This window comes from Aquirufa antheringensis, from assembly GCF_004307425.1.
In the GTDB taxonomy this organism is placed as follows: domain Bacteria; phylum Bacteroidota; class Bacteroidia; order Cytophagales; family Spirosomataceae; genus Aquirufa; species Aquirufa antheringensis.
In genome coordinates, this window is record NZ_SEWZ01000001.1 from 446,100 (window position 1) to 467,369 (window position 21,270).

Below are 21,270 nucleotides of genomic sequence, written 5' to 3' on the forward strand. Positions count from 1 at the left end.
TCGCGTTGGGCCTCTTTTGTTTTAGCTCATTTTCCCTATCGCGCAGCTGACATAGGATTTGGCTTGTTTGAACACGGAGTTTTCTCCTTTTTGTGGGTAACCCATACTATTTAACGAATCGATAACCTCGCTTAATTGGTACTGATCGCCGGTTAAGCTAATTTTTTCCTCGTCTTTATCGATTTCTACTTTTGTAATTCCTTTTATTTTTTCCAAAGCATTTTTAATGCTTGTCATACATCCGCCACACTTGATGTTTTCTACAAAAATCTCTTGCGTTTTCATGGTGTTATTATTTGTTTAGTCAAATGTAGCCTATCTTTAAGCCATAAAAAGTGATAAAAGTCACTTCTACCTTTATGAGCAAACATTTTTCTCTTTCTGAACTCCAAACCTGGGATCGTTTCACCCGCGCTAATTTCATTAACTCCTTGAGTGGATTTAAGAGCCTATCGCTGATAGGAACGGTGAACGGAAATGGCGTTTCAAATCTCGCTGTTTTTAGTAATATCGTTCATTTAGGAGCGGATCCTGCCTTGATCGGCTTCATTAATCGTCCATTGGCGGCGGCACCTCATACCTTACAAAATATCCAAGAAACGGGTATTTATACCGTGAATTTAGTAACGGAATCGATGTACAAACAAGCGCATCAGACGAGTGCGAAATACCCGGATGGCGTTTCGGAATTCGAGATGACAGGATTGACGGAGGAATATCGCGAAGGGTGCATTGCGCCATTCGTGGCGGAGTCTCCCGTTCAATATATGTTGAAATTTGAGCGGCTGATGCCCATTGAATTGAATAATACTTTTTTAGTTATTGGATCATTGCAGGAAGCCTATGTGCCGGCTGGAATGCAGGAGGAGGATGGCTTTTTGGATTTGGCCAAAGCCGGTATCTTAACCTCCTTAGGAACCTCCGGTTATTACAAAACCGATAAAATTGATAACTTGCCTTATGCAAAAACTACGTAAGCAATTAGACGAATTAGAAAGCTTTATTCCACAACTTGAAGTTAGGAATGATGCGATTTCAGCTTCTACAGTAGGTTGGCAAATTGAGCATGATTTGTTAGTGATTAGTTCTGTTATTGAGGGGGTGAAGCGCTCAGATCCGACTAAGTTCAAGTGGCGATTTAAACCTTTGAAATATGTGATTCTTTGGCGCGGTGTGATTCCAAGAGGAAAAGTGGGAGCACCTAAAATCGTGACTCCAGGGGAAATTACACAGGAGACCTTGCGAGCGCATGTGGCCTTATGTCGTGAAAGAGTAGAGGAATTAGAAAACGTAGAAGCCGGTAATTATTTCACCCATCCGTTTTTTGGGGATTTGAAAAAGAAGGAAACTTTTCGGTTTTTATATGTGCATTCGGAACATCACTTGAAAATTATTCGGGAGATGCTGGCGAACTAGCAGCGCTCTTTCCGGCAATAAATCCAGTGGTCCACGCAGATTGAAAATTGAATCCACCGGTGATGCCATCGATGTCCATTACTTCACCCGCAAAGAATAAGCCAGGGCACTTTTTGCTTTCCATGGTTTGGACGCTAATGTCTTGTAAGTCTACGCCGCCCGCAGTGACAAACTCCTCTTTAAAGGTTGTTTTTCCCTGAACCACATAACGGTCGTTAATTAAGGTATTGATTAATTTATTGAGCGCTTTGCCTCCTAATTCATTCCAGCGGAGGCTGGTCTTGATTTCATTCTTTTCTAATAAGTAGACCCAAAGTCGATTCGGCATCGCAAAGGGATTCAAATTGGCCATCATCTTGGCCCCATGCTCTTTCATGACTTGCGAGATTTGCGCACGTAACTCTTCTTCTTTTGTCTCGTCTAACCAGTTCACGAGGATGGCACATCGGTATTCTTTTTCTGCCAAAATCCGCGCTCCCCAAGCCGAAAGCTGCAGAATGGCCGGTCCGCTCATTCCCCAATGCGTGACTAACAGAGGACCTTGGCCGATAAGCTTTTGGCCTTCAATCCGAACCCGGGCTTTCTCCACCACGATACCCATCAAATCCCGAATAGGTTCTTGCGGCATGTTAAAGGTAAATAGGGAAGGGACTGGCGGAATAATTTCGTGACCAATATCTGCGAGCCAATGCAATCCCGACATCTTCGGTTGTCCACCCGTCGTCACAATCACGCGATCCGCGTCATATTCCGTATCTCGGCAATGAATGCGAAAGCCTTTCGCCGTGGGCTTTATTTCCTCTACGGATTGACTGCTATGCAGGTTGATGTGCAAGCGTCGAGCCTCGGACATAAAGCAATCGATAATGGTTTGGGAATCGTTTGAAAGGGGGAAAATGCAGTTATCATGGTAGGTCTTCAAAGCTACACCTCGAGTCTCTAGCCATTCGACCATCGAGGACGCATTGAATACTTCAAAGGCCTTACGGAGGAATTTCTCCCCACGGGGATAATTTTCTGATAGCAAACGGGAATTAAACGTAGCATTGGTGACGTTGCATCGGCCACCGCCGGATATTTTAACCTTCCCTAAAAACTTGGAGGTTTTCTCCAGGATGGTTACTTCAGCTTCAGGATTATGCTCTTTGGCAGAAATAGCAGCAAAAAATCCAGCGGCACCCCCACCGATGACGATTATTTTCATTGGATAAAATCTGCGCGCATAGGATTAAACGAATCCACCAAAATGCCTTCTTCAAGAGCCACTACACCATGGTCGATGGAGGGAGGTATGAAGAACACGTCACCTTGTTTTAGGATCTTTTTCTCATCACCTATAATCACTTCAAAAACGCCACTTTCTACATACGAACCTTGGGTATGAATATGCTGGTGAATCGCACCTACTCCGCCTTTTTTGAAATGTACCTTCACGATCATGAGACCATCATTATAGGCCATTATTTTGCGTTTGCAAGACTCGTTTAGGATTTCCCATTCGATGTCAGCGTCTGCGATCCAATTCGTCTTGTTCAAAGGCGTCCTGTTCAAAGGTGTTTTGCTCAATGGTAATTTACTCATGTACAAAAATAAGATAAAATCAGGAAGCAAATCGCATATTATCAGTTTACTGTTATTATGACTCTTTTGAATCCACTAGTTTAGTGTCATTAAAACGGATAACCACTATGAATAACCTAGAGTCAAAGAAGCGATTAAGTCAGTTTTTGGAATCATTTCATCTCTTGTCGACTGAAGAATTAGCGATCTTTTTGCGTGCTTTTAAATACCAGCAGACTAAACGTAATCAGCCCATTACCTCTTGTGTCGATTCGAAACCGCGTTTGTATTTTGTTGCGGATGGCCTTCTTCGACACTTTTCTACAATGCCTAACACAACACAGCAAGACTCCACTATCGATCGAGGTTTTGTCCTCCCCTCGACGTTCTGTTTATCAGCTGCTAGTTTCCAGCCGACTAAAGTAACAATCATTCATTCAGAAACGATTAAGCGAACAACCCTACTTTACCTTGATCGTTGCTTACTCGATCAATTATTCGTTCAGATTCCTGTTCTCTCTCTTCTTTTTCGTCAACTAATGGAGCTCTATTTTTTTGAAATGGAACACCTGAACTTGATTTTACACATGGGTAATTGTCAAATGCGTTACGAGTATTATTGTCTTCACTTTGCTGCACATATCAAACAAGTACCTGATAAATACATTGCTCAATTTTTGAATATCAGTCCTTCCGAATTAAGTAGAATTAGAAGTAGAATGGCAAAAGGAAAGCCGTTTAAGGCAAATGCTTCTCCTTCGTTTGTCGATTAATTTCCTCTTCTATGGCAGACGGTAGTGGTTTGAAATTCGGATGAGAAGCTGCTTTTTCCCAATAAGGGTCGCTGTACCTAGTCTCATTCCCTAGTGAAGTTCTTTTGGAGAATCCTTTTTCGTCCCCTTTTTCGATCTCAGCGGAATGAATAAAAAATTCCGTGATAGAATTATATTGATCAAAGTGGGGTTTTCCTTTTGCTTTGAAATCTATTTTATTCACATTCTTATGATAGATGAGCTGGATGGGATCGAAGTTTTCTCTATTCTCTACTTGTGCGATACTTTCTTCGTCGCTCACTATGATGTGCGATTCCATCCCCAAACTTTTAAGTATTTGAGGTTTTCCTAATGGATAGTGATGAATTGCCACTTGAAGAAGTTGGGCATTTATTCGATTCATTTGACCCCAGCGAACCCCTGTCTCAGCTTGTATGAGCGCAACTGAATCTTGCCTCGCGTTTAGGGCTTGAGCCGAGGATTGCAAATCTCTAGTTCTAATCAATTCGAGGATAGGAGGGAGCGTGATGGTCATGCCGTAACTCGTCGATTTTCCTTGAAAAGCTATTTTAAACAATTGGCCTTTCAAATTTCGCTGTTGAATCCGTTTGTATTCGACGCTTTTGTTTGGATTGGCTGGAACTAAAACCTCGATTTCTCCATCACTGAAAAATTCTAGACTGTCATTTCTGAATTGAAAGCTCCGGAAATAGCCTTTTAGTAAAACGCCCATTTTCCGTTTATTCGATTTTACCTGAACGTCAGCTAACTGAATGCTGCGTGGTTTTAAATAAACGTCTTGTGACGCTGTATTTGTTTTGCTTTCATACAGAAAATGAGAAAACAGAAAAGTAGCTGGAGATTTCAGCTCAACTTCGCCTTTTGTATCACTGAGCCCCATCAGAACGCCTGTAGGGGAATAGACCTCCACACCTTCGATAGGTTGTTGGTTTTTCTCATTTAGCACGTGTATTTGTGCAAGAGAGGAATAAGAAAGTGCGAGTAAAAATACGATTTTTTGTAGCATAGTAAATGGAGTAAAAAAGAGGTTAGGACCGGAGTCCTAACCCATTTATCAGAAAATTTTAATTCCGAAAAGATATAAATCAACGTCCGTGTTGTTTTTTACGCCATCCAGAACACCGAAAATTTCCAATTTGAAAATATTCAGAAAGCAAGCTTCGGAAGTTTTGAAAGTCGGACTAGGATTAAATTGAATACTTGAAATGAGCATCACCGCTAAGGCAATTCCAGTTAGAAATCGATTCGATTTCTGAGTTGTTGATTTTAGGTATAACATGGTTAGGTATGTAAATAATGGTCACCTACTCTTTTATTAGGTTTTTCGGTAGTCACCTGAGGTTCGCGATCCTTAGGTCAAATATCCGCCATTAAATAGGAGTAATTCTTGCGCTAGAGCAAGAAAAAAAAGCCGGGACGATGCCCGGCTTTCTGTATTAATCTGCCAATGTCTGGTAAACCATTTGGCGTAAACTGTTGTGGTAATCCCAAGTGAAATTGCTTTCCTGAGTCATAAATAGAGCAATGAGTTTCTCTTTCGGGTCAATAAAGAAGTGGGTGTTATTTGCACCTCCCCAATAGAATAATCCTTTTGACGCCGGAGTTTTCGTCGCTGGCCCGTCGATTACCACGGCAAAGCCTAGGCCCCATTCTGTTCCTGGAGTTGGGAATAAGTCCCCTGTGTGATTGGAGGTCATTAATTCCACGGTCTTGCGGCTCAAGTATTGTTTGCCTTTATAGGTTCCGCCGGCTAGCATCATTTGGCAAAAAGTGGCATAATCTGCAGCCGTCGAAAACAAGCCATTCACGCCACTCCAAACCGTCACATTTTCAAAAGGAGGCTGATTCGCAGCCACAGAAATCGTTCCATTTTTACCCTTAGTATGTAATGCCACAATTTTAGCTTGTTCCTCTTTAGGTACATTATACCCCGTATGTTTCATCTCTAAAGGCTCAAATAAGCGTGACTTTAAAAACTCATTCACACTCATCCCAGAGAACTTTTCAATCAATACACAAAGCACATCTGGTCCAGCGCTATAATTCCATTCCGTACCCGGTTGAGCTAATAAGGGGAACTTCGTCATATTGGCCACACGCTCTTGAATCGTTTTAATGCCGGGTTTGAAATAGCCATTTCTGAATCGAATTTGAACGGGGTTTTGGTCCAAACCATGTGTTAATCCACCGCTATGGCTTAATAATTGCGTCATCGTGATCTGCGACTTTAACGAATCAGTAGGAGCATCCGGGCCATCATTTACACTTCTTACGACGCGCAAATTTTTAAACTCTGGTAAGTATTTCGAAACAGGGTCGCTTAATTTAAAATACCCTCCTTCATACAACATCATGAATGCCGTGGAGATGATGGGTTTCGTCATGGACTGGATGTAAAATAAATCGTCCGTAGTCATGGGTGCCTTAGTCACCACGTTTTTGTATCCCAAAGCCCCTTGGTGAACCACGTGGCCATTGTGAATAATCATCGTCACGGCACCAGGGATGTTTCCCTTATCCATTTCGGACTGAACAAATTTTTCTAATCGTTTAACTCGGTCGACATTGATGCCGGCCACAATTTTGGGTGCCTGTGCACTGATTTCGCCTACGAATAGGAGACTGAATAGGAGGATAAGGTGTTTAGTGAATTTCATTTTGATTATTTTAAAAGGAGGTATTAACGTAAAGGTGATAGAATTTGTCTAGATTACAAAACACAATTTTAACCACTACATACAATGGAAAACACCTTAAGTCTTTACCTGAAAAAGTACGGTATTGCAATTTGCTTAGTCATTAACCAAGCTATTTGCATTTACCTATTATCTTACGAGAGTGATTTTAAGAGTCCTAGAATTTACCTTCACCTTGTAACGTTAGGGATGATGGCCTTCATTGCCATCAAATACCCCGAATACCAGCGAATTCATTGGAAAGCAATGTTAGCAATCCTAATTTTCTTATTGATCTTTTATTTTCTAGTTGCACGATAAAAAAAAGGACAACCGCAAAGCTGTCCTTTTTACTTATTTCCCTTTTTTCTGCGCCGCCATCCATTCCATGATGGTAACCGGCTTGCCATTCACTCGGACTGGTGAACCGTCTAGATCCGTTCTGGGTAGGTTTTCGTGTAGGTAAACCCAGGACCAGTGGCCATTGTATTCAAAGCCTTTTCCGCCGTAGAAATTAGTGATGTCGTTTACGCGATCGTAATAGGTGAAGTGTACGTTTTTCGCACCTGCCTTGCGTAAACGATCGAAAACGGGTACCACTGTAATGTCTGGGATGGTAGTTCTATCGTCTTTGGAGTGCACAAACCAAATAGGCACATTCTTAATCTTTTGAATATCGCTATCAGGGATGTATTCTGATTTATAGGCCAAAGCACTAATGTAGCCTGCTGCAAAATAATCCGGATTCAAGAAGATCAATTTCAAGGCCATATATCCTCCATTCGAGCAACCGCCCACATAAATGCGGCTAGGGTCGATGCCTGGATTTGCTTTGACATAATCCTTGATCAAGGCCATTAAACCTTCATTGTAGATGTCGTTATCTTTTCCTTGTGTGCCCACCCCTTGCGTATTGTGCATCCAGGCGCCTGGGCATTGTGGTGATAATACGTAGGCTCCTTCGAAAATGGATTGGATGCCTTCAGCGGCATAGTTGGCTGCTTTGTTTCCCAAAAGAGGAACCGTAGGATCCGTCCCACCTTCGCCACCGCCGTGAAGCCAGATGATCAAAGGCGCTTTGTCTTTCTTTACTTTAGGGGTGAAGGTCGCGTATGACATGGTTAATTTCTCATTGAACACGTATTTGCCAGTGAGGTCAAATTGATCAATCAATGGCATGATTTTGCCTGTAGATGTATCCCAAATCTGCCCAGTTTTAGGCTGTACGATGGTTAAGGAATAATCCACCCAAACGTTGCCTTTACTTCTTAGGTATTGAAAAGGGGAGCTAATAGGCAGCTGAGGCCCTACGGATAAAACGAGCGTAATGTTTTTGCCGTTGCGAATACGCGCACCATTTTCATCTGAAACGTAAGCGCTAACGATTTCGCGTTTAGTATCTTGGTCCGCTATAGGGCCTGTGCTTAATTTTCGGCTAGCATAAACGGTAAAGTCTGCTGCATTCACTTTAGAGGTGGTGTCATTCAAGGCTAGAATGACTTTGTTGACTCCAGCGCCCCAGTCGAAGCCTTCGACGACGATTTTGTAGGTGCCTGTGGGTTTTGCAAAGCTGCTGAAGGCCATCAAAGCAAACAGCAAGGTTAATAAGGGGTACTTTTTCATAGGTAATAGGTTTAGTTTAAATTTTCAAGTAATTCTAATGCTTTACGCGTGGGTAATTCTTTTGACTCGATGACCTTATCCAGGATTTGGACTTGTTGGTCTGTGGAATTAAATGTAGGCCAAACCTCTAAACCAGCTCCATTCGGATTTCCGGTCTTTGTGAAATTGACCCAATAAGAAGACATTTTTTGGCTTAAAATAGTGTCTACTGCTTCAAATGGGCGATTAACCGTATGCAAATTAGCATAGGCATACGGAACTTCTCCCGTGTGGAAGGCGCCAAAACGAGTAGATTCATCATAACCCGGGATCGCTCGGTTGAAGTTATATAGGTAGACCGGTGCCTTTCCATGGTGGTTCTGCGTCTTTGCCCAGGTGTGCACTTGTACCCCAAAACTTTCATCACGACCTAAATCCAAGGATCCGTTAGGCCCATAGGCCGCGAATACTTCTGCCCCGCGAGAACCAAAACGCTTCTCGAGCGTCGCTTTGAACACCTCAGGTTCTGCCGCTTTAGATCCCAATCGATCTTCTGAATTCCAACCCACTAAAATAGGGACATCGTTTTGAAGACCTTTGGCATAAATTTCGGGCATCGCTAAGGGTAAAACATAGCCATCTGAATAGGGAGACGCATTTCCTCCTGCTTGTTGAATGGCATCAGCGGATAAAGCGCGCAAATCGGCAAGTGACTTAGCCCCTAACTTAGTCGCCCATTCAAGACCATTATTTTCCGCTTGGGCTTTTGTGATCGCCGGTCTTAATGGACTAGGAAGCATGCTGGCACCACTTTCTGCAATAGCGCCCTGAAATAATCCTTTCGCAAGGGGAGTGGCACACAGGAAGTTGACGGCAAAGGCTCCAGCGGATTGTCCTGCAATGGTTACCTGGTTCGGATCTCCACCGAACAAAGCAATGTTTTCTTTCACCCATTTTAATCCCGCTATCATATCTAATAGGGCATAATTTCCAGAGGCGCCGTATGTTGCTTCTGCGCTTAATGCTGGATGAGCTAAGAATCCGAAAATACCTACACGGTAGTTGATGCTAACGAAGATGATGTCTTTCTGTGCCATATTTTCCCCATCATAAATAGGGCAAGCTGCTCCTCCGCTTCGAAATCCGCCGCCATAAATGTAAACTAACACGGCTTTTTTGCCTTTATTCGATCGCGGCGCCCATACATTTAAATACAAGCAATCTTCGCTGATAGGCGATTCTGGAATGAGGAATTCGGAAGACCAAAACGCAAAAGGAGCAGGCTTGGCTTGCATCGGACTAGGGCCAAAGGCTTTAGCCGCTTTTATGCCGGACCACGACTCCATGGGCACAGGTGCTTTCCATCGTAAATCTCTCACAGGAGGTTTCGCAAAGGGGATTCCAAGGAATTTTTCCACCTTTGTCTCGGGATTGTAGACTCCTGCAACGGACCCTTTTGACGTTTTAATGATGACGTCTTGCGCTGTAAGGTTCAGCGCTAAACACAGTAAAAGGAATGTCTTTTTCATACTAGTAAGTCAATTCACATTTCTCTCCATCGCACATCTTACGAATGTCGCCGGAGTAGATATTTTTGAGGTCAGATTTTAATAATTCGCGCTTTTCAAGCGATAGTTTTCGAAGTAATTTACCCTCGGCGAATCGACGCGTTTGGGTTTCGTCTTCTAAAATTAGGCCAGGAACTTCTGTCAATTCGCCATCGTCGTTCTTGGCGGCCATGGTAAAGTAGCAGGAATTCGTGTGGGTGACAACACCGGTTTTGGGCTTTAAGGATTCGATTCGCATGCCTATGATCATGGTGGTTCTGCCAACGTAATTCACGGATGCTTTGATCGAGACAAGGTCGCCCACTTCGACAGGATTAAAGAATTCCACTCCTTCTACCGCCACAGTTACGCAATAATTGCCACTGTGTTTTGCCGCGCAAACGTAGGCTACTTTGTCCATTAAAGAGAGTAAAGTGCCTCCATGAATTTTGCCACTGAAGTTTGCGAAGGCGGGGATCATTAATTCGGTAATCGTTGTTTCTGAATCAGAAACTCGCTTAGGGGAGAGCATAGTAGGAGGTTTATCAGGCCCTAAGCTAGCTAAATTTTGGGCATAAAAAAAGGGAACGATCGATGACCGCTCCCTTTCCTTTTGGAAATAACTATTATTTCGCTTCTGATGCCGTAGCACCTTTTGCGATGTTCCAAACAACTAGGCCGAAACCAATTTTGTTGATCGCATCAGCAATGTTGTAAGCTAAGTCAATGTTTCCTGAGAATCCTGATAACAAGTTACCTGGTAACATCATGTATCCTACTGGATAGATTGCCCAGCCCACTAAAGTGAACCAACGCATTACTTTGAAGCCAGTTTTTACATCTTCGTTAGAAGAAGCTGCTGCTAACTTAGAAGCCTCACCCATGTAAATTTCATAGATAATTAATGCCCATCCTAAGGTAGAGATGATTCCCCACATCACGTTTTGAGCTGGAACTACTGCTTCTCCGATGTAACCCGCAACTAGCATTACTACTGAGCCAAAGATTAAACGAGATAACATTCCTGTTTTAGCACCTGCTGGCTTTAAAATCAAGAAGTATTCAATGCACATTAACGGCACAGTTAAAGTCCAGTCAATGTAACGGAATTGTGTAGGAGACTCGTGAGTGTCTAACCATACACCGCGCATGTAGAAATAATGCACTGCCGCAATAAAGGTGATCAAAGCAGAAATCAAAAGAGATGTTTTCCACTTATCGTTTACTGTACCTCTCTCTACAATGAAGAAGATCGAAGCAGCAAGCATCGACATGTAACCTGTAAAGAAGGTGAAGCCGATGTAATCTCCGGCAGCTAGGGTGCCGTTCAATAAAATGTTTAATGTTTCCATAAATGTTAATGATTTAAAGTTAAACTGTTAACTAAACATATGATGTCGGCAATTGTTTCAAATATTGTAAAAAAAATTTAAAAAAAAATTAAAATTGTACAAATTGTTCAATCTGGGCGTTTTATTAATTTATGCATAAGTAGAAAATGCGGTAGTGTCAGTAAGGAAAGAAATATGAAAATGGGATAAACTTGTAAGTTATTGGTAGCCAATTTTATATAAGCTATTCCTAGTACAACGGCTCCTGCAGAGAATAGAATAAGTTTTTTGTACAATTCCACTATTTTCATTTTCAGGTGCTTTCGCATGCCTTCAAAACTGGTGATGGCATGGCAACACGAAAAATAACAGATAAAGGCGGGAATTAGCGGCAGAAAATAACCGAAAACTAAAGCAAAAAAAGTATTGAAAAAAGGGTGAACGTTTTTCTTTTGGAAACCTAAAATCAACAACAAAAGGCTAACAAGTAAAGAAAATTTAGGCAAGCTTGGCGGTACTTTAACTTGCATTGAAGAGATAATTTCAAAAGCCTCTGACCAATGACTTAACAAGATAAAAGACAAAATTCCCGCACCTAGGCAAAGGGTCTGTGCCAGATTGATCCAGGTTTTATTGGATTCAACTGGCTGCACATCTTCCATGTCTCCGAAGTGAAACACACTAATGGCAATGAAAATAACGAATGCAAGCAAAGGAGAAACGAACCAAAGTGCCGCATAAGCCAGCATGATACCCAGGTAATACACGATAAATGGCCGCAAATGAAAAGTGAGATTTTCTCTTTGGGCGATTTTTGCCGCAATTAAATGGTCTCCAGCGCCATGTGGAATCCCGATGGCAAGCAGCAAAAAGCCGCTTATATATAAATCAATGGAGCTCGACCACGGTCCTACAAGGAAATACGTAACTACATAAAGAAAGGTAGCAAGGGCGCCTAGGTAGTTTTTCATCTCAGCAAGTGTTTGATAAACAAAGGGATATCGAGCTGGGAAAGTAATTTAATTTCGTCTATCAGCGAAGTTTTATCATCCAGAAAATTAAGTATTTCTTTTTTAGGGACCCGTGTGAACAGGCGATCCATGACCTCAGGAATCTTGATCATCTCATTTTGCATGATTTTCAACAGCATTTTGTCGTAAAAATGAAAACGAGCTGGCGGCGTAGAGCTGCGGTTTTGCGCTCGATCGATCGCATCAGCGTGCATTCGCGTAAACGCATAACCTGTGGAGGCTTTGATATTTCCACCAGCTGCACCGATGGTAAAAATAGGGCCTTCTTTTTTTTGTGTTTTTACACCCATGGGGATGGTCCCAGTTTCATTCGAGAGCACCGTATATTTTTGATTGGCATAGGTAAGAGCCATGTATTTTTGCCAAATCTTTTCATAAGCCTCCTGATCATACGCAGCACGCGTGAAAACAGTTGTTTCAATGAGTGCTTTTGTTTTGCTAAAAGGCAATATATAATGAAATACCGCCATTTCAGGAGTGGAAGCAGGTAAACTGAAGTCCATCAAGGTCATACACGTATCATCTAAGATAGGCTCATCAAACTCAATAAACTTGCCGCTGAAATGTTGGAAGATCAAGTTTGGCTCTGTGGATTTCACGGGTCTGGAATCAGCCACCTTTTTAGCTTGGTAAATTTGTCCGTTTTTACAGCTAATTTTCACGCCCGTAGGTAGTTCTTGCAAATCAGAAACCCACGTATTTAGGTGTGTAATGTTCGTATTCGCTGGTATGAAATCCTCGAAAAAGTAGGTGAAAAATTTACTTGAAGAAATGTAATGGTAGGCAAGTGGGTTAATTTCTGATGTGATGCTTTCGCCTTTAGAGGTTTTAAAGAGCATTGAATCCCACGATTTTTCGATTAAAAAGGGAAAACAGGATGCGTCTTTATTTTCCCAAAAACACCAACTCTTTGCCGATCGATCTCCTGAATCAAGGAGTAAGATTTTTTGTTCAGGATTCGCCTGTGTCAATTCATACAAAAGCTGCAATCCTGACGCTCCAGCACCTATAATCGCAATATCGTATACAAGTGTTGGCATCAATATAATTATTGAAATAAAAAATTGTACTATCTAAACCATAAAGTTGAATTATTGTTTTAATTATTTAAATCGCGCGGCATCAATAACTAGACAGAGCCCTGCATTGAAAATGACCAATGCGCCTGTTCCATAAAAGAACCAATCGCCACCTTGGAGTTTAATGAGACCAGCATCGATTGCCATGGAAAGTCCCGCACCGGTTAGCAACAGGCCTAGGGACGCCTGAAGAATCCACCTTGTTTTATTTTGCATGTTGTAAATAGTTAACTAAAGAATGATAACCTGGTTTTTTAGTATAAGTTTCGTCAAAGAGGAGGGGATATTCTTTCGGTCGTTTGAAATAACCGCGTAGCCAAGTATCCTTGTCTGAAACATTCCAAAACGTGATGCCATATTGTTGCCTCGCCGGAATAGCACGAAACGACGTAAATATGAATTGGAATAATTCATTCTGCGTATTTGCTTCATAGATATACTCCGGATTGTTTTTCGGATTAACAGCGATGTCTAACTCCGAAAAATGAATAACGAGACCTGTTTGGGCAGATTGCTCAATTACCCTTGCAATTTCTGTGCGTTTCGAATCCACATTAATATGCATCTGCAAGCCTAAACCGTGAATAGGAATGTTACGCTTTTTTAGGTCAGCCACCAGATCAAGAATGGCCTGCATCTTTTTAGGATGGCCATCTTGGCCGTAATCATTGTAAAATAGAAGGGCATTGGGATCTGCCTCGTGGGCCCATTGGAAGCTTTTGGCGATATAATCCGGGATATGATCTGCCCAAAGAGAAGGCCGCAAACTGCCGTCATCTAAGAACGATTCGTTCACCACATCCCACCCAGAAACCTGGCCTTTATACCGCGTAACGACAGCCTGAATGTGGTTTTTCAGCATTTCTTCCCAGGCTTTTTGATCGCCTTGAAAATCCTTCATCCATTGCGGAACTTGATTATGCCAAACCAAGGTATGTCCATGCATTCGCTTACCCGTCTTCGCTGCGAAAGCCACAATTTCATCGCCTTTCGTGAAGTCAAAACGATCTGCTGCTGGATGAATCAGCATCATTTTCATGTGATTTTCCGCTGTTAGGCTGGTGAATTCGTTGCTAGCAATATTTCTGTAGGCTTCATTTTCCACTAACATTCTGGGATTAACAGAGGCCCCTAGACGGAAAGAGACTGCGTCCTTTAATAAACTTTGCGCATTGACGAGAGTGGAAAGGCCTAATAATAAGGCAATTAGTTTCATAGGTTGGAGGTTTATTTTTCCAAAATAGGTAAAATAAACGATATACTCTACCCTGATTCCTATGAAAATGATCCGCCGTTAAACTTGGTATTAAGGATGGAGAAGGGATTTAATCTGGTCTTCTATCCCTGGTTTAAGGTGGTAATTAAACATGCGTTTGTCTTCCTCAGATGGGGACCGTTCTATGGCATTTTTGATCTTAAACCTAAATTCTAAATGGAAATTGATGCGGTTAATAACGAGGTGCCTGATTCTTCTTTGGCTTTCTTGTGACTTTTTAGCGCAATTTAAAAGTTCATTTAAATCGATTGTCGTTATATTTTGGTCTCTATGTTGAAGCAAATGGTCAAGTAACTTGCGTTCTGGATCGCATAACCAAGCTAGTTTTTTACGATTTCTACTTTGCGATTGATGGATGCCTAAACTAGCGAGTAGTACGGTAAAAGCCAATAAACTCATGTGTAGAGGCAATCGGCTACTTTTAATTGTAATTGATTTGAAATTTTGAATGACTGGGGTTAGTCGATACTCTGTTTGAGCCGTATTCGTTTGAATAAAGAAGAAGCAAACGATGTGTAACAGGGTGTAAATTTTCCTCATTTTTCGCCAGTTAAAGAAGAAGTTTTGAGTAACTCTGCCTTAAATAATGTTGATGTACAAAATTAAGGGCGCGGCGATTGGGGAGAAATAGACCCTAGGGTTCAATTTTGCAGGCAGTTGTACATAAAAAAAGCCATTTCTAGGAAATGGCTTTTTGAAGAAATTTGTTTAGTGTTTTTTTAACCACTCATCGTATTTATTTGGATACAGTTTTTTGTAATAATTACGTAGCCTTTTTTGGCCTTTCTGATCTTGATTAATAGAATAAAACAGGTCGAAATATTCGAGTTCTTCTGGACTAATTTGCAATGGGGTTTTTAATTTCGCTGACAAGTTATTATAGTAGGTTTTAATCCGTTTTTCGGGATCAAAATTTGGCTTAACCACTTCGTAATAGGACAATTGATGGGCCTTGAAAATCGCACGAAGTCCATCGTATACCCCTACAAATGGAACCGATCCATGGTCATCGTTTGGATAATATTGATAACTAAAGAGCATGGAATTGGAATGACTTAGCTTTTGGCAGAAACGTAAAATGCTTTTTTCGTGGACTGAAAATGGCGCCTTGCTAGCCAGTATTTTGTTCAGATTCGGTTCATTCATTGTATTGGCTAGGCCAATGAACAAAGATTTGTTCCCTAGTTTTCCTGCTTGAATTGTTTGCAAAACACTTTTTGAAAACTGACCATCGTCATACCAAAGACTTGGATCTATCACGATGTAGTCATCGAATAAATCTGGGTGCTTCTGTAAAACAGACAGCGCAAAGATTCCTCCGAAACTATGGCCAATTAATGCTCGGTAGGGGCTCGTGGGATATTTGGCATTTATATATGGAATGATTTCTTTTTCGAGGACCTGAGTGAATGTTTCAGCACCACCTGTTACCTCAGCCATGGCTTTGGGTAACATCGCGGAGGCATTAACCCGATAAGGAGTCAAGTCGCGCGTCCGATTCGTATTGTTTATAAAAACGACAATCATTTTGGGAAATATGCGATTGCCATTGACCTCCGTGAGGTAATGCATCATCCCAGAAATTGCCAAATAATTATCATCTCCATCGAGGACATAAAGGACAGGATACTGTGCTTGTTTTTGTTTTTTTTCTACGATTTCTTTGGGTATATAAACGCGAAAGGTTCTGGACTCATGTAATACGTTTGAATGAATTGAATCTAGGACGATGTGGGTTTGTTGGGCTGCCAACAAATGCGAACTCCATACGAGCAGCATGATTAAAAGTGGTTTCATATTATAAAGCTGTTTCAATCAGTTCGATTAAATCTTGTCCTTCCTTCTTTAATTTCTCCTCAAAATGCATTACCACATAATTACTTTTATCCATGGCAAAAAACTGGGCCATCATGACATTGATTTTTGCCCGGTCATAGGTTAATAGTGGAGGGTTGCCCTGTGGGATTAAATTTGACGTATAGTTGCTTACGTTACTGCCTGCGTATTTCATGAGGACTTTTACATCAAAAACCTCTGCATTGGCTTTGGAATATTCACGTAAGTAATTCATTTCCCCTTCTTGGAATTTCTCAATCGCCGAAATCGAGTTTTCGTAATGTTGAATGGCTTGAATGATTTTGGGATTGTGGATAAGCCGCAATCCTCCTGCATTTTTCATGAGTTGGAATCCAGCATCGGTTCTTTCGAATAAATAGCGGACGTGCAGGCGCCGACCGTTATAATAAAAAGGGCCGGAATTTTTTTTGTATTCGTCATCAGTAAAGTTTTTAGTGAACTCTTTACTGATTTCGGCACGGATATTTCGGTAATATAAATTCGAGTCCACCATCGAAATATCCATTTGAATATCTTTGGAAATGAGGCTCAGGAATTCTTTTTCGCGGGCACGTTCGATGAAATGTTCTCGGTAATTTTCGACAAAAAACCCGAGGGTGACTGCCATGAAAAGCATAAAAAACTCGCTGAGGTATTCTTTCCAATTTTTAGGTGCGTGATGTGGGTGGTGTACTTCCATCTTAGTCAGGGAAATTTGATTTAATTAATTTACGCAGTTGGTAGCTTTTGGCCTTATAAGCATTATAATACCCTGTTTCGGTCACATTCATGAGCCAATCACTGCCACGAAGCATATTGGCAGTTTGTGTGCCTAGATTCTGGTGTTGGGTATCCAAGAAGTAGGGTTTTCCGGGCGCGGAACTTTGATTTTGTTCTAGCAAAGCCATCATTTTCGTGCGCGAAAGTCCGTTCCGATGTGCATCGACATGTGCTAGATTTAAATGATTCACCACCCATGGCTGAATATTGGCATAGAAATATTCCTTTTCGCGGTCCTGTCTGTATTCGATACGCTTCAATTGCATTTTCAAATCTGAGATGGCTTTGGCCAAGGTGTCGTTTTTAAAATAGCGGAGAGAGCCGGAGCTAATGATTTGATCTAAATTTGCTTGACGAAATTCAGGATGCCGCCAAATAAAAACCCCTCGAATAAAGTGATAGTAGAGTGTCGTGTCGATGGGTTTTAGGCCTTGATTTTCAAGGATTTTTATGGCCTGATTAACCGATTTTCGTTCGACGATTCGGAGTTCTTGGAATTCTTTGAAGTCTACGGAGTCCGCAGCGAGGTCTTTCAATAAAGATTTAGCTAATTCCTTTTCGCGTAATCCTTCGATGTAATGTTCGCGCTGGTTTTCAACTAAAAAACCCAAGGTTAAAGCGACGAATATGACAATGAATTCACTAGCATAATCCTTAAGACTTTTGGGTGGGTGGTGGGGGTGATGTACTTCCATGAATTTGTATATACCTCGAAAAAGTAAACAAAAAAATCAAAATTTAATCTTTTCGAGGATTAAATTTTGATTTTTTAAGAAAAAATTATCTTTTATTTAGATGACAAATCAGGCTGAAGTGTCATATAAACGGATTCGTTTTCCACGATATAATTACGCATAATAGTGATGTCGCGGTCATAAGATCCTTTACCATAGATTTCCTCGTAGGATGCTTTTAGTTTGGATGGTTCATCCATTTCTTTCCAACCGTTCGGGAAGCGGCGAGAGAAAATGAGGCGCGCAGCACCCGAGGTTTGATAAGTTGCGATTTTGATTCCTGCTTTGTCCCAGGCTTTTGGTAAGCGTTTTATTACGTCCCAAAACTCGGCAGCCGGCGCATATTTCAATGTTAAGATACTTGAACGAATTTTTGCTGATCGTTCACTTGGATTTGAGTTACTATAATCAGCTTGGTAGGAGATGATTTCACCGCCTGTAACGCTTTCGATGTGTGGAGAAACCTTCAGGTAGAAATCATCAGCAGCTTCCGTGTTTGTGGGTGTTGCCCCTAATTCGTCGCGTTTAGCCCAGGACGTACCTATATTGTACAAGGACATAACTTCCCCATGGTGACTACCACCTACGAGATTGAAAATGGCCCATTCGGTGGCAGTACCCGCTTTGCGGAATTTGGTCGTGTGGTTTTTAAGGGCCTCATTGAATGCGCCGCGGTGACCAGGTTTTACTTTATAATATTGGAAATTAGCTGTATTTGCTTGGCCGAAAACCATTGTGGTAAGCAAGCAAAAAATCGAGAGAATAAATAATTTTTTCATATGAATTGGGGTTAAATGATTTGTTTCTGAAAATTAGGCCAAAGAATTTCTGACCCGTATTTTTTTCAGCCATGCTTTGTCTTGTTTTTTGAAAAATTTGTCTAATTTTCAACACATGTCTAACGAAGCGATCATTTAATGTTTGATTTTGTCCCTTATTTATCGTTTTTGACAAGTGGCATAGGGCTCTTTTTTATTTTTTATTTGTTGGTGCGTTTCGGAAAATTCCCAAAAGTTTATGGTCTGATTTACATCATCTTCGCTGTCGTTTTTCTTGAGTTTTATATTTATGCATTGACCTCCAAGCATATCTATCACATGCTTTTTATTTTGAGGACTCCGAACATCATTCGGATTTTTTTGCCCGTTGCCCTTTTTCTTTACGTGCGTGGTATGTTGTTGCCCTATAACCAATTAAAAGGTTTGCATTTCCTGCATTTTGTATTTCCAACTTTGTTAACGATCGGTGTAATGCCTGATTTGTTTTTGTCGGCAGCAGAGAAGACTGACATCCTCAATCATTATTATGCGCAGAACAAATACTTTATTACGAGGCCTATGGGTTGGATTCCGGCGGGTTTTGTCCAGCCCGTGTCGATTTTGGTGGGGATTGTGTATGGAATAGCAACGTTGGTTTTGATTTCTTTGACGAAAAAAAGGCAAGGGGCTGATTATGTATTTATTAACAGACAATCATTAGTGTGGCTGAATATGTTGAGTACGGCAGTTACCCTATATTTTGTATTGCAACTGTATCAATATCTCAATTTATTCATCAATAATTCTTTTGATCCTCCATCGCAATTAATAAAATGTGTGATAGGTATCATGTTATTTACCTACTTCATTACAACACCGAACGTACAGGAGAATATGGATGGCTGTATTCTGCCAAAGGGAAAATTGTTTCCTTCGATCCTGGAGATTTACCCGCATTTAATCCCTGAGTTTAAAGTGGATCAAGTTGCGATGAATTTAGACAAGCAAGTTAAAGCATCGAAAGCCTATTTATCAGCCGAATATGATTTGTCGGCCATGGCAAAAGACTTGGAAATACCTATTTCAAAATTTCCAAAGCTGATTAAGAAATATTATGGGGTGTCCTTTGTCGAATTCCTCAATCGTTTGCGTATTCATCATTTTTTGGAACAGCGGTCATTTTTTGACCAATTTACCTTAGAGACCTACATGTACCAAAGTGGATTTTCGAATCGGTCCACTTTCTATGCGGCTTTCAAAAAATATGTGGGGGTGAACCCCAGTTTTTATTTGAAGGAAATGGCTAATTGAGCTGTTTTTTGGACAAGAATAGTTGATTTCTAGACAAATTTCTTGGGCTTTCCCCTTCGTATTTTATCCGTTTTAGTCAACTTGTAAGTATATAAAAGATAGCCTGCTGAGGTGAAAATTATCTTGATGAAATATTAAATGCATAAATGTGCGATGCAAAAGCTAGGCATATTGAATCTCAAAATCATTTGAAAAAAATCAAAACCTTTTTTGGAGCACATCCACATCTATCTACAAACTAATTTACCCTATGAAAATCTTACATCTAATTTTTCTTTTACTTTTTTGTGTACAGCTCACGCTTGCGCAAAATTTTGAATTATTGAATCAAATTTCCAAAAACGAAGTCAAAGCCTTGGGATTTGATCAAAAAGTATTGGATGATTTCCAAAATGAGGTCTCCAAAAGTATCCAACAAAAAGAGATAGCTGGCGCAGTTACTTTAATTGCACGCAAGGGTAAAATTGTTCATTTTGAGGCCCAAGGTGAATCGCAAATGGAAACGCATATCCCGATGCAAAAAAACGCCATTTTTCGTTTGGCATCCATGACTAAACCCATAGCTACGCTAGCTCTGTTGCTATTAATAGAAGACGGTAAATGTAAACCGAATGATTCCGTGAGTAAGTACTTGCCAGAGTTCGCGTCCCAACAAATCATGCTATCAAAAGATAGTGTGGATGGCATGTGGCTGTATAAAACGCGCGCGGCGACAAAACCGATGTTGATTCGTCATGTATTGACACATACAACAGGCCAGCCGAGTGCTTATGGTGGCAATATGCCCGAGGCCTATGCGGCGATTACCAAAAATGCCTATTCAAGTGACATTGAAAATTATGTGAAGAAATTAGCCAAATTACCTTTAAGCCATGAGCCGGGTGAGGGTTGGATTTACGGCCCTGGTCTATTGGTTGCGGGTCGTATAGTAGAAGTTATTAGTGGGATGCCTTTCCAAGATTTTGTGCAGAAAAGAATTTTAGATCCCTTGGGGATGAAGGATACGCATTTTTTCTTGGAGCCAAAGGACGCGCCGAGGTTCACTTCGTATTATCAGCCAGATGGAAAAGGGGGATTGGCATTGATTGATCCTGGATCTGAAAAGAGTATACGAATTAGGGGCTCAAAAACGTATTATTCGGGCTCAGGTGGATTAAACTCAACGGCAATTGATTATTTTAAATTTAGCCAAATGATCCTTCAAGATGGGGAATTAAATGGGGTTCGTATCGCGAAACCGTCAACGATAGCGATGATGAAAACAGATCAAACGCCGTTGAATTTAGAGGCGGCGATTACGCCAACAGATGATTTGAAGAATAATGGCTTTACGTTTGGCTATGCGATTAAACGGAAGGATATTGGTAATGACCCACGGCCAGCGGGGACCATCTATTGGAGTGGTGCTACGGGTCCAATATTCTTTATTGATCCGTCGCATGAGATGATCGCCATGGTTTTGTATCAACGTCCATCTACTTCGCCAATAAAAATTCGGACGGATTTTAAGTCTTGGGTCATGAAAAGTTTAATCAAATAA

Annotated in this window: 22 protein-coding genes; 5 read left to right on the plus strand and 17 right to left on the minus strand. The window is 41.1% G+C overall.

What is annotated here, in order from left to right:
• Window positions 1–21 precede the first annotated feature (21 nt).
• The gene (locus tag EWU21_RS02045) at window positions 22–285 is read right to left on the minus strand and encodes a heavy-metal-associated domain-containing protein (RefSeq protein WP_130895133.1); all 264 of its coding nucleotides are present in this window, start codon (window positions 283–285) and stop codon (window positions 22–24) included.
• 74 nt (window positions 286–359) lie between these two features.
• Here EWU21_RS02045 and EWU21_RS02050 point away from each other — a divergent pair, with 74 nt between their 5' ends.
• Entirely contained in the window at window positions 360–977 is a 618-nt protein-coding gene (locus tag EWU21_RS02050) for a flavin reductase family protein (RefSeq protein WP_130895134.1), read from the plus strand.
• Entirely contained in the window at window positions 961–1,416 is a 456-nt protein-coding gene (locus tag EWU21_RS02055; protein ID WP_130895135.1) for a DinB family protein, read from the plus strand. The genes EWU21_RS02050 and EWU21_RS02055 overlap by 17 nt, the downstream gene beginning before the upstream one ends.
• On the opposite strand, the gene EWU21_RS02060 is transcribed toward EWU21_RS02055, so the two are convergent.
• Complete coding sequence (locus EWU21_RS02060) at window positions 1,391–2,620, minus strand: BaiN/RdsA family NAD(P)/FAD-dependent oxidoreductase (protein WP_130895136.1); 1,230 nt, start codon at window positions 2,618–2,620, stop codon at window positions 1,391–1,393. The two genes, EWU21_RS02055 and EWU21_RS02060, sit on opposite strands and share 26 nt — an antisense overlap.
• On the minus strand, window positions 2,617–2,997 hold the full coding sequence (locus EWU21_RS02065; RefSeq protein WP_130895137.1) for a cupin domain-containing protein: 381 nt from the start codon (window positions 2,995–2,997) through the stop codon (window positions 2,617–2,619). The genes EWU21_RS02060 and EWU21_RS02065 overlap by 4 nt, the downstream gene beginning before the upstream one ends.
• Window positions 2,998–3,104: 107 nt before the next feature.
• Here EWU21_RS02065 and EWU21_RS02070 point away from each other — a divergent pair, with 107 nt between their 5' ends.
• The gene (locus EWU21_RS02070) at window positions 3,105–3,749 is read left to right on the plus strand and encodes a Crp/Fnr family transcriptional regulator (RefSeq protein ID WP_130895138.1); all 645 of its coding nucleotides are present in this window, start codon (window positions 3,105–3,107) and stop codon (window positions 3,747–3,749) included.
• On the opposite strand, the gene EWU21_RS02075 is transcribed toward EWU21_RS02070, so the two are convergent.
• The 14 genes from EWU21_RS02075 to EWU21_RS02145 all read right to left on the minus strand — a co-directional run bounded on the left by EWU21_RS02075 (window position 3,715) and on the right by EWU21_RS02145 (window position 18,440).
• Entirely contained in the window at window positions 3,715–4,776 is a 1,062-nt protein-coding gene (locus EWU21_RS02075) for a hypothetical protein (protein ID WP_130895139.1), read from the minus strand. The genes EWU21_RS02070 and EWU21_RS02075 overlap by 35 nt on opposite strands.
• Window positions 4,777–5,206: 430 nt before the next feature.
• Window positions 5,207–6,427: a serine hydrolase domain-containing protein gene (locus EWU21_RS02080; protein WP_130895140.1), complete on the minus strand. Its 1,221-nt coding sequence runs from the start codon at window positions 6,425–6,427 to the stop codon at window positions 5,207–5,209.
• A gap of 372 nt (window positions 6,428–6,799) precedes the next feature.
• A complete protein-coding gene (locus EWU21_RS02085; RefSeq protein ID WP_130895141.1) occupies window positions 6,800–8,068 on the minus strand; it encodes a prolyl oligopeptidase family serine peptidase in 1,269 nt (422 codons plus the stop codon).
• Window positions 8,069–8,079: 11 nt separating this feature from the next.
• Window positions 8,080–9,576, minus strand: a complete 1,497-nt coding sequence (locus EWU21_RS02090; RefSeq protein WP_130895142.1) for a carboxylesterase/lipase family protein — start codon at window positions 9,574–9,576, stop codon at window positions 8,080–8,082.
• A 1-nt stretch (window position 9,577) separates the two neighbouring features.
• Window positions 9,578–10,126, minus strand: coding sequence for an acyl-CoA thioesterase (locus EWU21_RS02095; RefSeq protein WP_130895143.1), 549 nt, complete (start codon window positions 10,124–10,126; stop codon window positions 9,578–9,580).
• A 94-nt stretch (window positions 10,127–10,220) separates the two neighbouring features.
• A complete protein-coding gene (locus EWU21_RS02100) occupies window positions 10,221–10,946 on the minus strand; it encodes a bacteriorhodopsin-like (RefSeq protein WP_130895144.1) in 726 nt (241 codons plus the stop codon).
• 107 nt (window positions 10,947–11,053) lie between these two features.
• Window positions 11,054–11,896, minus strand: a complete 843-nt coding sequence (locus tag EWU21_RS02105) for a Brp/Blh family beta-carotene 15,15'-dioxygenase (protein WP_130895145.1) — start codon at window positions 11,894–11,896, stop codon at window positions 11,054–11,056.
• The gene (locus EWU21_RS02110; protein ID WP_130895146.1) at window positions 11,893–12,996 is read right to left on the minus strand and encodes a lycopene cyclase family protein; all 1,104 of its coding nucleotides are present in this window, start codon (window positions 12,994–12,996) and stop codon (window positions 11,893–11,895) included. Before EWU21_RS02110 ends, EWU21_RS02105 begins: the two co-directional genes overlap by 4 nt.
• 63 nt (window positions 12,997–13,059) lie before the next feature.
• The gene (locus EWU21_RS02115; protein WP_130895147.1) at window positions 13,060–13,251 is read right to left on the minus strand and encodes a hypothetical protein; all 192 of its coding nucleotides are present in this window, start codon (window positions 13,249–13,251) and stop codon (window positions 13,060–13,062) included.
• Window positions 13,241–14,251 (minus strand): endo-1,4-beta-xylanase, encoded by a 1,011-nt coding sequence (locus tag EWU21_RS02120; RefSeq protein ID WP_130895148.1) that lies wholly within the window; start codon window positions 14,249–14,251, stop codon window positions 13,241–13,243. The genes EWU21_RS02115 and EWU21_RS02120 overlap by 11 nt, the downstream gene beginning before the upstream one ends.
• Window positions 14,252–15,019: 768 nt before the next feature.
• On the minus strand, window positions 15,020–16,108 hold the full coding sequence (locus EWU21_RS02130; RefSeq protein WP_130895150.1) for an alpha/beta hydrolase: 1,089 nt from the start codon (window positions 16,106–16,108) through the stop codon (window positions 15,020–15,022).
• Between the two features lies 1 nt (window position 16,109).
• Window positions 16,110–16,847, minus strand: a complete 738-nt coding sequence (locus EWU21_RS02135) for a hypothetical protein (protein WP_130895151.1) — start codon at window positions 16,845–16,847, stop codon at window positions 16,110–16,112.
• A gap of 1 nt (window position 16,848) precedes the next feature.
• Window positions 16,849–17,622 (minus strand): hypothetical protein, encoded by a 774-nt coding sequence (locus EWU21_RS02140; protein WP_130895152.1) that lies wholly within the window; start codon window positions 17,620–17,622, stop codon window positions 16,849–16,851.
• Window positions 17,623–17,714: 92 nt separating this feature from the next.
• A complete protein-coding gene (locus tag EWU21_RS02145) occupies window positions 17,715–18,440 on the minus strand; it encodes a hypothetical protein (RefSeq protein WP_130895153.1) in 726 nt (241 codons plus the stop codon).
• Between the two features lie 318 nt (window positions 18,441–18,758).
• Between EWU21_RS02145 and EWU21_RS02150 the strand changes: the two genes are divergently transcribed.
• Both EWU21_RS02150 and EWU21_RS02155 read left to right on the plus strand, forming a co-directional pair.
• Entirely contained in the window at window positions 18,759–19,730 is a 972-nt protein-coding gene (locus EWU21_RS02150; protein ID WP_161566460.1) for a helix-turn-helix domain-containing protein, read from the plus strand.
• A gap of 322 nt (window positions 19,731–20,052) precedes the next feature.
• A complete protein-coding gene (locus EWU21_RS02155; RefSeq protein WP_161566461.1) occupies window positions 20,053–21,270 on the plus strand; it encodes a serine hydrolase domain-containing protein in 1,218 nt (405 codons plus the stop codon).

Bases quoted from the DNA above. Each gene is read 5' to 3' on its own strand.
- EWU21_RS02120 (WP_130895148.1), bottom strand. From the start codon at position 14,251: ATGAAACTAATTGCCTTATTATTAGGCCTTTCCACTCTCGTCAATGCG.
- EWU21_RS02060 (WP_130895136.1), bottom strand. From the start codon at position 2,620: ATGAAAATAATCGTCATCGGTGGGGGTGCCGCTGGATTTTTTGCTGCT.
- EWU21_RS02140 (WP_130895152.1), bottom strand. From the start codon at position 17,622: ATGGAAGTACATCACCCCCACCACCCACCCAAAAGTCTTAAGGATTAT.
- EWU21_RS02145 (WP_130895153.1), bottom strand. From the start codon at position 18,440: ATGAAAAAATTATTTATTCTCTCGATTTTTTGCTTGCTTACCACAATG.
- EWU21_RS02135 (WP_130895151.1), bottom strand. From the start codon at position 16,847: ATGGAAGTACACCACCCACATCACGCACCTAAAAATTGGAAAGAATAC.
- EWU21_RS02055 (WP_130895135.1), top strand. From the start codon at position 961: ATGCAAAAACTACGTAAGCAATTAGACGAATTAGAAAGCTTTATTCCA.
- EWU21_RS02150 (WP_161566460.1), top strand. From the start codon at position 18,759: ATGCTTTTTATTTTGAGGACTCCGAACATCATTCGGATTTTTTTGCCC.
- EWU21_RS02080 (WP_130895140.1), bottom strand. From the start codon at position 6,427: ATGAAATTCACTAAACACCTTATCCTCCTATTCAGTCTCCTATTCGTA.
- EWU21_RS02110 (WP_130895146.1), bottom strand. From the start codon at position 12,996: ATGCCAACACTTGTATACGATATTGCGATTATAGGTGCTGGAGCGTCA.
- EWU21_RS02115 (WP_130895147.1), bottom strand. From the start codon at position 13,251: ATGCAAAATAAAACAAGGTGGATTCTTCAGGCGTCCCTAGGCCTGTTG.
- EWU21_RS02045 (WP_130895133.1), bottom strand. From the start codon at position 285: ATGAAAACGCAAGAGATTTTTGTAGAAAACATCAAGTGTGGCGGATGT.
- EWU21_RS02100 (WP_130895144.1), bottom strand. From the start codon at position 10,946: ATGGAAACATTAAACATTTTATTGAACGGCACCCTAGCTGCCGGAGAT.
- EWU21_RS02090 (WP_130895142.1), bottom strand. From the start codon at position 9,576: ATGAAAAAGACATTCCTTTTACTGTGTTTAGCGCTGAACCTTACAGCG.
- EWU21_RS02105 (WP_130895145.1), bottom strand. From the start codon at position 11,896: ATGAAAAACTACCTAGGCGCCCTTGCTACCTTTCTTTATGTAGTTACG.
- EWU21_RS02130 (WP_130895150.1), bottom strand. From the start codon at position 16,108: ATGAAACCACTTTTAATCATGCTGCTCGTATGGAGTTCGCATTTGTTG.
- EWU21_RS02095 (WP_130895143.1), bottom strand. From the start codon at position 10,126: ATGCTCTCCCCTAAGCGAGTTTCTGATTCAGAAACAACGATTACCGAA.
- EWU21_RS02085 (WP_130895141.1), bottom strand. From the start codon at position 8,068: ATGAAAAAGTACCCCTTATTAACCTTGCTGTTTGCTTTGATGGCCTTC.
- EWU21_RS02070 (WP_130895138.1), top strand. From the start codon at position 3,105: ATGAATAACCTAGAGTCAAAGAAGCGATTAAGTCAGTTTTTGGAATCA.
- EWU21_RS02075 (WP_130895139.1), bottom strand. From the start codon at position 4,776: ATGCTACAAAAAATCGTATTTTTACTCGCACTTTCTTATTCCTCTCTT.
- EWU21_RS02050 (WP_130895134.1), top strand. From the start codon at position 360: ATGAGCAAACATTTTTCTCTTTCTGAACTCCAAACCTGGGATCGTTTC.
- EWU21_RS02065 (WP_130895137.1), bottom strand. From the start codon at position 2,997: ATGAGTAAATTACCATTGAGCAAAACACCTTTGAACAGGACGCCTTTG.